Genomic DNA, 12,318 nt, shown 5'->3' with positions numbered 1-12,318 from the left:
AGCCTGGTGACGCTCGTCGATAGCCGCGCATTCGCGTGATCGGCACCGAGCGATTGACTAAACCGTTGACGTGTGCAACTATCACCGATACTTACGTATGGGATCTGGTACATCCGTATGGTACGCCAGAACTGCAGCAAGGCCCGATGACGTGTCCCAAATCCGTGATCGACCGCAAGGGGCGTTGGTGATGCTGACGGTATTTTCCGCAGGCTCAGCGAGCCTGACTGCGGCGATTGTGCCCGCTGACCGGGCACTTCGGTTCGGACGCTGCCGGCGCCCCCGGCCTCTCGGCGCTCGCGGCGCCCTCCCCCAGGTCGCGCGTAGCGGTTGCGTATCGCCGGCAAGCCCGAAACAGACCAGTGAATATTGCGAGCGTTGGGCAACGTTGAGCGGGCAATACGTACGTGGGCGTCGAGCGACGGGACAATGTTGCGTCAACAGAAAGGAGCGGTTGGTAGCGCGCCCTTACCATTCGGCATGGCGCCGCTCCGGCCGTCCCGCGACTCGTCGACGCGATGGCGTTACCGTCTCGCGCAGTGTCGTGGTTGACCGCACCGAGTATCAATGCCGTCGACCTTCCGAAGCAACTATAGGAATGCGCAGGTCTTGTCCGGATTTAGTTACCACCGCGTCCGCACGGGTCGGTCGGTGATTGATATTTTCGATTGCTTCGACAGCGAGGCTGGGCGCAATCGTCCACCAGAGAGCAATAGGTATAAACCGTAACAATAGGAGGAAAATATTCCCAGCGCATGCCGGTGCAAAATCGACCAGTTACGGATCCGCAGTCTACCAATGGCAGCGGCAGGACGGTATGGCATAGCCATTCCCGAAGTGCTCAGGACGGTCCGATGACTTCCGACGCCTCCAGCAGCGTCATGTCGCGGCTACCCCTAATAGCTCCGGTGGTGCTGACGCTTGTCGATGCGGTGGCGCCGGCCCCAGCAAACAACCCGAGCAGCGCTATCGCGATGGCGTCTCGATGCTGACCGCGCTTCACCCTCAATTGGTATGTGATTTCGGGGTCCTGCCCCCCGAGATCAATTCAGGACGCATGTATTGCGGCCCCGGATCCAGGCCGTTGATCGCGGCCGCCGCTGCCTGGGACGAGCTGGCTGCCGAGCTTGCCGTGGCCGCCACAAGCTACGACTCGGTAGTCTCGGAGCTCAGTAGCAAGTGGGTGGGTCCCACGTCGGCGGCCATGCTGGCGGCAATCACGCCTTATGTCGGCTGGCTCAGGACTACCGCTGGGCTAGCCGAGACGACAGCGACCAAGGCGCGCGCGGCGGTCGCCGCGTTCGAAACAGCCCACGCTATGACGGTGCCCCCGCCGCTAATCGCAGCGAATCGAGCCTTGCTGCTGGTATTGATATCGACGAATTTCTTCGGACAAAACACACCGGCTATCGCGACCACCGAGATCCTCTACGCCGAGATGTGGGCTCAAGATGCCGCCGCCATGAACGAATATGCGAGTTCTTCGGCAGCTATCTCGGCTTTGACCCCGTACACGGCGCCGCCGAACACCAGCAACCCGCCCGGACTTGCCGCGCAGGCGGCTGCGACCGAAAGAGCGGCGATGACAGCGGCAGGGGTGTCGAAATCGATCGTCTCATCGGTGACTCACCCGATGAGCTTTGCCTTGGCGGGACTACATATGCTGGCCCAACTTTCGTCGACGGCGCCCACCCCGTGGTATTGGGCAGTGTTGACATGGCTCAAGGCGAACTGGCCAGCACTGCTCAACGTCTGGATCGCGTGGAGTTTCACGCTTGTCGACATCATGTCCCTGATTTATGACACGCAGGGGTACACCTTGAACATCCTGCAGGTGGGGCAGGCGATGACCTGGGCGCCCCTGGGTGCAGCGGCGGCAGCGGTAGCCCCGGCGGCGGCCGGCTTGGGTGCGGCCGCACTCGAACCCAGCCTGGCAGGCTTGGGCGCAGGTTCGGTGTCGGCAAGTTTGGGCCAGGCCGAAAAGATTGGATTCTTGTCGACGCCACCGAGTTGGGCCACTGCACCCACTGCGCCCCATGATGTTTCCGCGACGAGCTCGCGCACCGTATTCCACACTGCGCCAACAACAACCAAGCCAGCGAGCATGCTTCGGGGCGTGCCAACCGGTGGCGGCTCCCGGCGCGGTTCGAACTTTGCCCAGCGCCGATATGGGTTCCGGCCCAGCGTGTTAAGTCCGCAGGCGATCGGTTAGCGCCATGGCAACACTACGGAACCGAACCGGAAACACCCGGTGCCACAACGCACGTGCACTCGAACGCAATTGCGGATTACGAACGAGCGGGGGTCTGCGCATGAGCCCGAGCCACGATGTGCGGCTGGACGCAAACGGAGCCGGCGACAGAAGTTGTGAAAGTTCTTCAGCCCCAGGGCGACTGAAAGGAAACGGTATGTCAGTTATGGCCAGGCAGCAAGATCTGCGGTCCGCGCTCTCAGCGATGGCCATCCCGCTTCGGGATGCCTGTCCACCGACCAGCGATCATAACGCCGGCCGCGGCGAGGTACGGAGTTCGCGATGATGGATTTCGGTGCGTTACCGCCGGAACTCAACTCGGGGCGGCTGTATACCGGCCCGGGGTCGGCGCCCATGGTCGCTGCCGCGTCAGCATGGAACGGCTTGGCCAGTGAGCTAACTTCAGCCGCCGCCGGCTACGAGAAAGTGATCATGACGCTGCATGAGGAGTATTGGAGCGGGCCCGCGTCGGCATTGATGACCGAAGCGGTTGCGCCTTATGTGGCATGGATGAAAGCCACCGCCAGTCAAGCCGAGCAGGCAGCCGGCCAGGCACGAATGGCCGTTGCCGCCTATGAGACCGCGATGTCGTCAGTGGTTCCGCCACCACTGATCGCAGCCAATCGTGTGCAGCTTGCGACGCTGCTTGCCCGAAACGTGTTCGGGCAGAACACCGCAGCTATCGCGGCCGTTGAAGCCCAATACGGCGAGATGTGGGCCCAAGACGCGGCGGCGATGTACGTCTATGCGGGTTCCTCGGCGAACGCCGCCCAGGTGACGATGTTTACCGCACCGCCGCATACCACCAATCCGACCGCAGCGACGACACAGGCCGCCGCGGTCGCTCATGCCGCAGCCACCGCGGCCGGTACCGCGGAGGAAACGCTGATGAAGCTGGTTTCCGCCATGCCGGGAGCACTGCACGGACTCGCATCGCCGATCTCCACCCTTGCGGGATCAACACCGGCATGGATTGTTTGGCTGACCAACTTCTTGAACCTGCTTTGGCCGGTTTACGACATCTGGTACGACCTGACCGGCTTGCCATATTTCGGCATCGGTATTGGCAACAGCCTCATCTCATCGGCGAGGGCGATCGGAGCGATCGGGCCAGACGCCGCCGCGGCAGCTGCTGGCGTCGCAGCAGAAGCTGGCAAAGAGGCAGTGGGGATACTGGGCAATGGTGGGCAGGTCGCTGCGGGGTTAGGTAATGCGGGATCCATCGGCAAGCTGTCGGTGCCGGCGGCCTGGCCAGGGGCTGGCGCGGAACTTGCCCCGACGGTACGTTCGGCATCCGCCCCCTTTGTCAGCGACATAGTCGAGACGGAAGGGGCCGCCTCGGGCGGCGACGTGTTTGGTGGCATTCCGCTGTCCGGCGCAGGCTCAACTACCTCTGGTAGCGGTCCCCGGTACGGCTTTCGTCCGAAAGTCATGATCCGTCCCACGTGTGCCGGATAAGGCTGCCACCCGTCCCGGCACCGTATCTAGCGGGATGACAACGGCTTGCAGGGCAAGTGATTGCAGGTCGTTGGCGTACCCGTGCTCCCAGCCACTTACTCTTCGACGGGCCGATCGGTTGGGTCAAGAAGTGCTACGCGCGCCTCGCCACCGCCGGCAGCCAGATCTTGCTCCGACCTGACAAGGATCCCAGCCATGTCCTCCGACACCACCACTCACAACGCCGGTGACCGCGTTCCGCATCTACATCGGGGACTTTCCAACCGCCATATACAACTGATCGCCATCGGGGGCGCGATCGGCACCGGGCTATTCATGGGGTCCAGCAGAACGATCGCCCTTGCCGGTCCGGCGGTGATGCTCGTCTACGGAGTCATCGGCTTCTTTGCGTTCTATGTGCTGCGCGCAATGGGTGAACTGCTGCTGTCGAACCTCAACTACAAGTCGTTCGTCGATTGTGCGGCCGACTTACTCGGGCCAGCGGCCGGCTATTTTACGGGATGGTCGTACTGGTTCGCTTGGATCGTCACCGGTATCGCCGACCTCGTCGCGATCACCGGCTACGCAAAGTTTTGGTGGCCGGAGCTGCCGAGTTGGTTGCCCGCGGTGGTCGCCATCGGCCTCATGCTGGCGATTAACCTGTTGGGCGTCAGTAAGTTCGGTGAGACCGAATTCTGGTTCGCGCTGATCAAAGTCGTTGCGATTCTCTGCCTGGTGATCGTCGGCGCAATGCTGGTCGCCAGCCAGTTCGTCTCACCCGATGGTGATCGTGCGGCGTTCGAGAACCTTTGGAACGACGGCGGATTCTTCGCGACCGGATTCATGGGTGTGGTCAGCGGCTTTCAGATCGGCATTTTCGCCTACATCGGGGTGGAGCTGGTCGGCACAACGGCGGCCGAGACCACCGACCCCCAGCGCACCCTTCCCCGCGCTATCAACGCGGTCCCACTGCGGGTAGCCATCTTCTACATCGGAGCGTTGCTGGCGATCCTGACCGTCGTCCCGTGGCGGCGATTCGCCAGCGGCGAATCCCCGTTCGTGACGATGTTCTCCCTCGCCGGCTTCGGCGCGGCAGCGTCCTTCGTCAACTTCGTGGTCATCACCTCGGCCGCCTCTTCCGCGAATTCAGGAATATTCTCAACCGGCCGGATGCTCTATGGCCTTGCCGACGAAGGGACCGCGCCTGCGTTGTTCGCCCGACTCAACCGCCGCGGCGTTCCCGCAGCCGCTCTGGTGTTCACCGCGGCCCTGCTACTGACCGCCATCCCGTTGCTCTACGCGGGCGGTACGGTGATCGGCGCCTTTACCGTCATCACGACCGTTTCGTCGACGCTGTTCATGTTCGTCTGGGCGATGATCATTATCAGCTACCTCGTCTATCGCCGACGGCATCCCCAGCGTCACGCCGAATCCCGCTACAAGATGCCGGGTGGGGTGGCGATGTGCTGTGCGGTCCTGGTGTTCTTCATTTTCGTGATCTGGACCCTAACGACCCAACCGGAAACTGCGACAGCCCTGCCATGGATTCCGGTGTGGTTCGTGGTCCTCGCCGCCGGTTGGGTGTTCGTGCGCCGGCGGCCCGGTCATCTCGAGCAGTACCTGCGGTTCCGGGCCGAAATGGACGGTGATCTAGTCGGTACGCGAGCGCAGGTCCCGGGTGATTAACACCCGTGACGCCAGCTGGTCATCAGGCGGATAGTCCACCTGGACCAGTGTCAGGCCATGCGCCGGTGCGGCCGCGAAATCACTGGAACGGCCTGTCGCTTCGAGCAATTCGCGACACCAGGCGGTGCCGCGCCGATGCTCGCCAACCGCCAGCAAAGCCCCGACCAGGGACCGCACCATGGCCCAGCAGAATGCGTCGGCGCTGACCTGCGCGATGACCAGATCGCCGTCTCGGACCCAGTCCAGCCGCTGCAATTCCCGGATAGTGGTGGCACCGTCTCGATGACGGCAGAAGGCGGCGAAATCATGCAGCCCCAACAGCTCTCGCGACGCGACCGTCATCGCCTCAACATCCAGATCCCGCGGCCAGGCGGTGACGTAGCGCGCCAGTTGCGGCACCACTCCGTAGGGTGCCGTCGACAGCCGGTAGACATAGTGGCGGCGCAACGCGGAAAATCTGGCATCGAAAGCCGTTGGGACGCGGGTGATATCGAGCACCCGGACGTCTGCGGGCAGGAAGCGGCCCAGCCGCCGCACCAGGGGCCGGAATTCCGGCTGACCGGCGCGGGCCGAATGCGAGTAGGCGTTCGGCAATGCGTCGACCGGCACATCGGCATGGGCCACTTGTCCGCTGGCATGGACCCCAGCATCCGTCCGTCCGGCCGCGCGCAGCCGTATCGGGGTGCGGAATACGGTCGTCAGGGCGTGATCGAGCACGCCGGCGACCGTGCGCTGCCCCGTCTGCGTTGCCCAGCCCGCGAAGTCGGTTCCGTCGTAGGCGATGTCGAACCGCAGCCGGACGTCCGCACTAATCCTCGGTGGACCCTTCGGCCTCGTCGGCGGCCGCTTCTGCCTCGTCAGGGGCCGCGTCGGCGTCGTCAGGGGTGGCTTCGGTGGTCTCGTCGGCAGGTTTAACCTCGTCGGCGGCTGCCGCGGCTTCGTCGACGGTCGTACCGACCGCGGCTTCCGGCTCGACCGCCGCCTGCGGTGCCGCCGCGGCTGCCACCGGCGCGTCATCACCTGCGACCGTCTTCTTCGACGCCTTCACCCGACGCGCCCGATCCGCCTCCGACGTCACCGTCTTTTCCCGCACCAGCTCGATCACGGCCATCGGAGCGTTGTCGCCCTTACGCGGCTCGACTTTGATGATGCGGGTGTAGCCGCCGTCGCGGTCGGAGAAGAACGGCCCGATCTCGGCGAACAAGGCGTGCACCACATCCTTGTCGCGGATCTTCTTGAGCACCTCGCGCCGATTGTGCAGCGTGCCCTTCTTGGCATGGGTGATCAGCTTCTCCGCGTACGGGCGCAACGCCCGAGCCTTGGGCTCGGTGGTCTTGATCCGGCCGTGCTCGAACAGGGACGTGGCCAGGTTGGCCAGGATCGCCTTCTGGTGTGAAGACGACCCGCCGAGGCGCGGGCCCTTGGTGGGCTTGGGCATTGCTGACGCTCCTGTCTAGATCGCGCTGAGTCCAATTGTCCGGCTCCTCAGCGGGCCGCTAGCGGCCGGCATCGTCACCGGGGCCGTTCAGAGCTGTTCGGTTTCGGCGTAGTCCTGGTCGTCGTAGGAACCCTCCGTGGACCAGGTGCCGGTGGCCACGTCGTAGCCAGCGACCTCCGACGGGTCGAAGGTGGGCGGGCTGTCCTTGAGCGACAGGCCCAGCTGATGCAGCTTGACCTTCACTTCGTCGATGGACTTCTGACCGAAGTTGCGGATGTCCAGCAGGTCGGATTCGGTGCGGCTGACCAGCTCGCCGACGGTGTGCACACCCTCGCGCTTGAGGCAGTTGTAGGAGCGCACGGTCAGGTCCAAGTCGTCGATCGGCAGCGCGAACGACGCGATGTGGTCGGCCTCGGCCGGTGACGGGCCGATCTCGATGCCTTCGGCCTCGATGTTGAGTTCGCGTGCCAGACCGAACAATTCGACCAGAGTCTTGCCGGCCGACGCCAGCGCGTCGCGGGGAGTGATCGAGCTCTTGGTCTCCACGTCGAGAATTAGCTTGTCGAAGTCGGTACGCTGCTCGACGCGGGTAGCTTCCACCTTGTAGGTGACCTTGAGCACCGGCGAATAGATGGAATCGACTGGGATACGGCCAATTTCGGCGCCAGAGGCCCGGTTTTGCACCGCCGGGACGTAGCCTCGGCCGCGCTCGACGACGAGCTCCACTTCCAGCTTGCCCTTGTCGTTCAACGTGGCGATATGCATGCCGGGGTTGTGCACCGTGACACCGGCCGGGGGCACGATGTCACCTGCGGTGACCTCACCGGGACCCTGCTTGCGCAGGTACATGGTGACCGGCTCGTCCTCCTCGGAGGACACGACCAGGCTCTTGAGGTTCAAGATGATATCGGTGACGTCCTCTTTGACCCCCGGCACCGTGGTGAATTCGTGCAGCACACCGTCGATGCGAATGCTGGTGACGGCCGCACCCGGAATCGATGACAACAGGGTGCGGCGCAGCGAATTGCCAAGGGTATAGCCGAATCCGGGCTCCAGCGGTTCGATGGTGAACTGGGACCGGTTGTCGGTAAGGACTTCCTCCGACAGGGTGGGCCGCTGAGAGATCAGCATGGTGTTTTGTTCTTCCTTTCGACGTCCGCCATATGACGTCTTTGGGGGTGCTCCGTTGCGGCGGCTGCCGCAGCAGACGACTTGCGTTTACTTCGAATAGAACTCGACGATCAGCTGCTCGGTCAGCGGGACGTCGATCTGGGCGCGCTCGGGCAGTTGGTGGATCAGGATGCGTTGCCGCTCCCCCACCACCTGCAGCCAGCTCGGGATCGGCCGGTCGCCGGCGGTCTCCCGGGCAATCTGGAACGGCACGGTGTTCAGCGACGTGTCCCGCACATCGATGATGTCGTATTGCGATACGCGGTAGCTGGGGACGTTGACGTGCACGCCGTTGACGCTGAAGTGCCCGTGGCTGACAAGCTGGCGAGCCATCCGACGAGTGCGCGCCAACCCGGCGCGGTAGACGACGTTGTCGAGCCGGCTCTCCAGGATGCGCAGCAGCTCCTCACCGGTCTTGCCGGGTTGGCGCACGGCCTCTGCGTAGTAGCGGCGGAACTGCTTTTCCATCACGCCGTAGGTGAAGCGGGCCTTCTGCTTTTCCTGCAGCTGCAGCAGGTATTCGCTTTCCTTGATCCGCGCGCGGCCATGCTGGCCCGGCGGGTAGGGACGCTTCTCGAAGGCTTGGTCGCCACCGACGAGGTCGGTGCGCAGCCGGCGTGATTTGCGGGTGATGGGTCCGGTGTAACGAGCCATGATTGTCTCCTAAACCCTTCCTAGACTCGCCTGCGCTTGGGCGGGCGGACGCCGTTGTGCGGCTGGGGGGTGACGTCGGCGATAGCGCCGACCTCGAGGCCGGCGGCCTGCAGCGACCTGATCGCGGTCTCGCGGCCCGAGCCGGGCCCCTTGACGAACACGTCGACCTTGCGCACCCCGTGCTCCTGCGCCTTGCGTGCGGCGTTCTCCGCTGCCAGCTGCGCCGCGAACGGGGTCGACTTCCGCGAACCCTTGAACCCGACGTGACCCGACGACGCCCAGGCGATGACATTGCCCTGCGGATCGGTGATGGTCACGATCGTGTTGTTGAAGGTGCTCTTGATGTGGGCGGCGCCGTGCGGGACGTTCTTCTTTTCCCGCCTCCGGGTCTTCTGCCCCTTGTGGCCCTTCTTGGCTGCGCCGCTTGCTGCTTTCTTGGCTGGTGGCATCGGTTATCTGGCCTTCTTCTTGCCGGCGATGGTGCGCTTGGGACCTTTACGGGTCCGCGCATTGGTCTTGGTCCGCTGGCCGCGCACGGGCAGGCCACGGCGGTGCCGCAGACCCTGGTAGCAGCCGATTTCGATCTTGCGCCGAATGTCGGCCTGCACCTCGCGGCGCAGGTCACCCTCGACCTTCAGGTTCGCTTCGATGTAGTCACGCAGATGGGTGAGCTGGTCGTCGGTGAGATCGCGAGTCCGCAGGTCGCGGTCGATGCCGGTGGCGGCCAGGATTTCGTTGGAGCGGGTACGGCCGATGCCGTAGATGTAGGTCAGGGCGACCTCCATCCGCTTGTCGCGCGGCAGGTCGACGCCGACTAATCGAGCCATAGGTGGCGTTTCCTCTTTCTCTGCGGAGGTGTGGTCCCAGTCCGTTCCCGCCTCAGTTGCGGGGCCCGGCCTCCGTCCGGGCGTGGATGAACTGGCCCATCTCTATAGATGCCAGCCGCTCATTGGTGCTGGGAGGTCTGCATTCAGTTGTGTCGGTGTGCTCGGCGGGGTCCCGGCGGACGCCTTGACTACCCCTGCCGCTGCTTGTGGCGCGGATCGGAGCAGATCACCATGACCCGTCCGTGTCGACGGATCACCCTGCACTTGTCACAGATCGGCTTGACGCTCGGGTTCACCTTCACGGCAGTCTCGGTCCTGTTCTCTGGGGCTTTGTTCTCAATGCCGGGGTCTCAATGCCGGGGTCTCAATGCCGGCGCGGCTACTTGTACCGGTACACGATGCGGCCCCGGGACAGGTCGTAGGGAGACAACTCCACTACCACGCGGTCCTCGGGCAGGATGCGGATGTAGTGCTGCCGCATCTTGCCGCTGATGTGGGCGAGCACCTTGTGGCCGTTTTCCAGCTCAATGCGAAACATGGCATTGGGCAGGGGTTCGACCACGCGACCCTCGACCTCGATGGCGCCGTCCTTCTTGGCCATTGCGTTCTGGCGATCCTCACTTCTTGTCAGTGCACCGGGTTCGGCGCAGCACCTGCCCGACCACAAACGTCAGCCGGTGGTGGAAATTCCGCGAAGCGTTCCGAGAAATTTCGGGACTGGGCAGGCCAGAAGCCGGCACGGGCGCCGCACCGTTGGTCCACAATACTCGCATCGCCGGGTCCGACGCAAAACCCGACCGGAACCAACAGGAATAGCGTGCCCGGAGCCGCGGGTTGGACCAACCATGACCAATTCTGATCCCAGTTCTTCGACCGGCAAGCCCGATCTCGGCCGTTTCGGATCCTTCGGATGGGGTGTAACCCCTCAGCAGGCCAAAGAAATCGAAGCCCTGGGCTACGGGGCCATCTGGGTGGGTGGCTCGCCGCGCGCAGAGCTGGCCTGGGTGGAACCGATCCTCGAGGCGACGACCACTTTGCAGGTGGCTACCGGCATCGTCAACATCTGGTCAGCGCCGGCCAAGCCGGTCGCCGAGTCGTTCCATCGGATCGACACGGCCTACCCGGGCCGTTTCCTACTCGGTGTCGGTGTCGGCCACTCCGAGGCGACCACCGAGTACCGCAACCCCCGGAACGCACTGGCGACCCTGGTGCAGTACCTGGACCAGCTGGACGAGTACGGCGTGCCGGCCAACCGACGCGTGGTGGCGGCCCTGGGTCCCCGGGTGCTCAAGTTGTCGGCCGAACGCAGCGCCGGGGCACACCCCTACCTGACCACCCCCGAACACACCGCGCAGGCTCGCGAACTGATCGGCCCGGCGGCGTTCCTGGCGCCCGAACACAAGGTGGTGCTGACCACAGACCCCGAGCAGGCTCGTTCGGTGGGCCGCAAGGCGCTCGACGTCTATTTCAACCTCGCCAACTACCGCAACAACTGGAAGCGGCTCGGCTTCGGCGACGACGAAGTCTCCCGGCCCGGCAGCGACCGACTGGTCGACGCCGTAGTCGCCTACGGCACCCCGGAGGCCATCGCGACACGGCTAAAGCAGCACCTCGACGCCGGAGCCGACCACGTCCCCGTGCAGGTCCTGACAACGACGGAGAACCTGGTGCCGGCGCTTGCCGAATTGGCCGGACCACTCGGGCTCACCCAGTCCTGACACGGGATGCAGGCCCAGCTGCAGCCGCGTCGTAGATCCTCGCCGCTGCCGGCCATCGGGAGCGTCAACACCGGGTCGGCTCCCGGCCACGGAGCACCAGCTGGTGCGGGCCGCCGCGACGCACCCGTTAGGGTTTGGCCATGCGGCTGCTAGTCACCGGTGGAGCGGGCTTCATCGGCGCCAACTTCGTGCACAGCACCGTGCGCGAACGCCCCGAGAATCAGGTCACAGTCCTTGATGCCTTCACCTACGCGGGCCGGCGTGATTCGCTGGCCGACGTCGAGGCCGCCATCACGCTGGTCGAAGGTGATATCACCGACACCGGACTGGTTTCCCGGCTGGTGGGCGAATCGGATGCCGTCGTGCACTTTGCCGCCGAAACCCACGTCGACAACGCGCTGGACGACCCCGAACCGTTCCTGCACACCAACGTGGTCGGTACGTACGCAATCTTGGAAGCGGTGCGGCGCCATGGTGTGCGGCTGCACCACATCTCCACCGACGAGGTCTACGGCGACCTGCCACTCGGCGACCCGCAGCGGTTCACCGAGTCGACACCGTACAACCCGTCGAGTCCGTACTCGGCGTCCAAGGCGGCCGGTGACATGCTGGTGCGGGCCTGGGTGCGGTCCTACGGCGTCCGCGCCACCATCTCCAACTGCTCCAATAACTACGGGCCGTATCAACACGTCGAGAAGTTCATTCCGCGCCAGATCACCAATGTGCTCACCGGGCGGCGGCCCAAGCTCTACGGCAGCGGCGCCAACGTGCGCGACTGGATTCACGTTGACGATCACAACAGTGCGGTATGGCGGATCCTGGAAAAGGGCCAGATCGGGCGGACCTACCTGATCAGTGCCGAGGGCGAGCGCGACAACCTGACGGTGCTGCGCACGCTGCTGCGGATGATGGGCCGCGACCCCGACGATTTCGACCACGTCACCGACCGGGCCGGTCATGATCTGCGCTACGCCATCGACCCGTCCCCGCTCTACGACGAATTGGCTTGGGCGCCAAAGCATACCAATTTTGACGAGGGGTTGCGCGCCACTATCGACTGGTACCGCGACAACGAAGCGTGGTGGCGGCCTCTAAAAGACGCCGCGGAGGCACGCTACGAACAACGCGGTCAGTGAC

The 12,318-nt window shown here is 64.3% G+C and carries 14 protein-coding genes; 5 read left to right on the top strand and 9 right to left on the bottom strand.

From position 1 onward, the window contains the following. Positions 1-841: 841 nt before the first annotated feature. Complete coding sequence (locus EET13_RS30205) at positions 842-1,003, bottom strand: hypothetical protein (RefSeq protein WP_168990686.1); 162 nt, start codon at positions 1,001-1,003, stop codon at positions 842-844. On the opposite strand from EET13_RS30205, the gene EET13_RS05300 reads away from it, so the two are divergent. The 3 genes from EET13_RS05300 to EET13_RS05290 all read left to right on the top strand — a co-directional run bounded on the left by EET13_RS05300 (position 986) and on the right by EET13_RS05290 (position 5,374). Then, the gene (locus EET13_RS05300; RefSeq protein WP_122441290.1) at positions 986-2,212 is read left to right on the top strand and encodes a PPE family protein; all 1,227 of its coding nucleotides are present in this window, start codon (positions 986-988) and stop codon (positions 2,210-2,212) included. The two genes, EET13_RS30205 and EET13_RS05300, sit on opposite strands and share 18 nt — an antisense overlap. A gap of 324 nt (positions 2,213-2,536) precedes the next feature. After that, positions 2,537-3,709, top strand: coding sequence for a PPE family protein (locus EET13_RS05295; protein ID WP_122441362.1), 1,173 nt, complete (start codon positions 2,537-2,539; stop codon positions 3,707-3,709). A gap of 195 nt (positions 3,710-3,904) precedes the next feature. Continuing rightward, positions 3,905-5,374, top strand: a complete 1,470-nt coding sequence (locus EET13_RS05290; RefSeq protein ID WP_122441289.1) for an amino acid permease — start codon at positions 3,905-3,907, stop codon at positions 5,372-5,374. Here the strand turns inward: EET13_RS05290 and truA are convergent. From truA to infA, 8 genes are all read right to left on the bottom strand, one after another. Next, complete coding sequence (truA, locus tag EET13_RS05285; protein WP_425294004.1) at positions 5,339-6,283, bottom strand: tRNA pseudouridine(38-40) synthase TruA; 945 nt, start codon at positions 6,281-6,283, stop codon at positions 5,339-5,341. The genes EET13_RS05290 and truA overlap by 36 nt on opposite strands. After that, positions 6,183-6,812 (bottom strand): 50S ribosomal protein L17, encoded by a 630-nt coding sequence (gene rplQ / locus EET13_RS05280; RefSeq protein WP_122441288.1) that lies wholly within the window; start codon positions 6,810-6,812, stop codon positions 6,183-6,185. Before rplQ ends, truA begins: the two co-directional genes overlap by 101 nt. An 87-nt stretch (positions 6,813-6,899) precedes the next feature. Continuing rightward, positions 6,900-7,943 carry a DNA-directed RNA polymerase subunit alpha gene (locus tag EET13_RS05275; RefSeq protein ID WP_075547086.1) on the bottom strand — a complete coding sequence of 348 codons (1,044 nt, stop codon included), beginning with the start codon at positions 7,941-7,943 and terminating at the stop codon, positions 6,900-6,902. An 87-nt stretch (positions 7,944-8,030) separates the two neighbouring features. Then, positions 8,031-8,636, bottom strand: coding sequence for a 30S ribosomal protein S4 (rpsD, locus tag EET13_RS05270; protein ID WP_122441287.1), 606 nt, complete (start codon positions 8,634-8,636; stop codon positions 8,031-8,033). A 20-nt stretch (positions 8,637-8,656) separates the two neighbouring features. Continuing rightward, positions 8,657-9,085, bottom strand: coding sequence for a 30S ribosomal protein S11 (gene rpsK / locus EET13_RS05265; protein WP_122441286.1), 429 nt, complete (start codon positions 9,083-9,085; stop codon positions 8,657-8,659). 3 nt (positions 9,086-9,088) lie between these two features. Next, positions 9,089-9,463: a 30S ribosomal protein S13 gene (gene rpsM / locus EET13_RS05260; RefSeq protein ID WP_036390976.1), complete on the bottom strand. Its 375-nt coding sequence runs from the start codon at positions 9,461-9,463 to the stop codon at positions 9,089-9,091. A 188-nt stretch (positions 9,464-9,651) separates the two neighbouring features. Beyond that, positions 9,652-9,765, bottom strand: a complete 114-nt coding sequence (gene rpmJ, locus EET13_RS05255) for a 50S ribosomal protein L36 (protein WP_003879483.1) — start codon at positions 9,763-9,765, stop codon at positions 9,652-9,654. 77 nt (positions 9,766-9,842) lie between these two features. Then, the gene (gene infA / locus EET13_RS05250; protein WP_003418601.1) at positions 9,843-10,064 is read right to left on the bottom strand and encodes a translation initiation factor IF-1; all 222 of its coding nucleotides are present in this window, start codon (positions 10,062-10,064) and stop codon (positions 9,843-9,845) included. Positions 10,065-10,308: 244 nt separating this feature from the next. Here infA and EET13_RS05245 point away from each other — a divergent pair, with 244 nt between their 5' ends. Then, complete coding sequence (locus EET13_RS05245; protein ID WP_122441285.1) at positions 10,309-11,181, top strand: LLM class F420-dependent oxidoreductase; 873 nt, start codon at positions 10,309-10,311, stop codon at positions 11,179-11,181. A gap of 140 nt (positions 11,182-11,321) precedes the next feature. After that, positions 11,322-12,317 (top strand): dTDP-glucose 4,6-dehydratase, encoded by a 996-nt coding sequence (gene rfbB / locus EET13_RS05240; RefSeq protein ID WP_122441284.1) that lies wholly within the window; start codon positions 11,322-11,324, stop codon positions 12,315-12,317. Position 12,318 lies beyond the last annotated feature (1 nt).

The sequence above is a fragment of the Mycobacterium attenuatum genome (assembly GCF_900566085.1).
In the GTDB taxonomy this organism is placed as follows: domain Bacteria; phylum Actinomycetota; class Actinomycetes; order Mycobacteriales; family Mycobacteriaceae; genus Mycobacterium; species Mycobacterium attenuatum.
Note: the sequence above shows the minus strand (reverse complement) of the source record. Positions and strands in the feature narration are given on the sequence as shown.

Excerpts from the sequence above, each read along its gene's own strand:
- EET13_RS05300 (WP_122441290.1), top strand. The coding sequence starts at position 986 with ATGCTGACCGCGCTTCACCCTCAATTGGTATGTGATTTCGGGGTCCTG.
- EET13_RS05295 (WP_122441362.1), top strand. The coding sequence starts at position 2,537 with ATGGATTTCGGTGCGTTACCGCCGGAACTCAACTCGGGGCGGCTGTAT.
- EET13_RS05290 (WP_122441289.1), top strand. The coding sequence starts at position 3,905 with ATGTCCTCCGACACCACCACTCACAACGCCGGTGACCGCGTTCCGCAT.
- rplQ (WP_122441288.1), bottom strand. The coding sequence starts at position 6,812 with ATGCCCAAGCCCACCAAGGGCCCGCGCCTCGGCGGGTCGTCTTCACAC.
- EET13_RS05275 (WP_075547086.1), bottom strand. The coding sequence starts at position 7,943 with ATGCTGATCTCTCAGCGGCCCACCCTGTCGGAGGAAGTCCTTACCGAC.
- rpsD (WP_122441287.1), bottom strand. The coding sequence starts at position 8,636 with ATGGCTCGTTACACCGGACCCATCACCCGCAAATCACGCCGGCTGCGC.
- rpsK (WP_122441286.1), bottom strand. The coding sequence starts at position 9,085 with ATGCCACCAGCCAAGAAAGCAGCAAGCGGCGCAGCCAAGAAGGGCCAC.
- rpsM (WP_036390976.1), bottom strand. The coding sequence starts at position 9,463 with ATGGCTCGATTAGTCGGCGTCGACCTGCCGCGCGACAAGCGGATGGAG.
- infA (WP_003418601.1), bottom strand. The coding sequence starts at position 10,064 with ATGGCCAAGAAGGACGGCGCCATCGAGGTCGAGGGTCGCGTGGTCGAA.
- EET13_RS05245 (WP_122441285.1), top strand. The coding sequence starts at position 10,309 with ATGACCAATTCTGATCCCAGTTCTTCGACCGGCAAGCCCGATCTCGGC.
- rfbB (WP_122441284.1), top strand. The coding sequence starts at position 11,322 with ATGCGGCTGCTAGTCACCGGTGGAGCGGGCTTCATCGGCGCCAACTTC.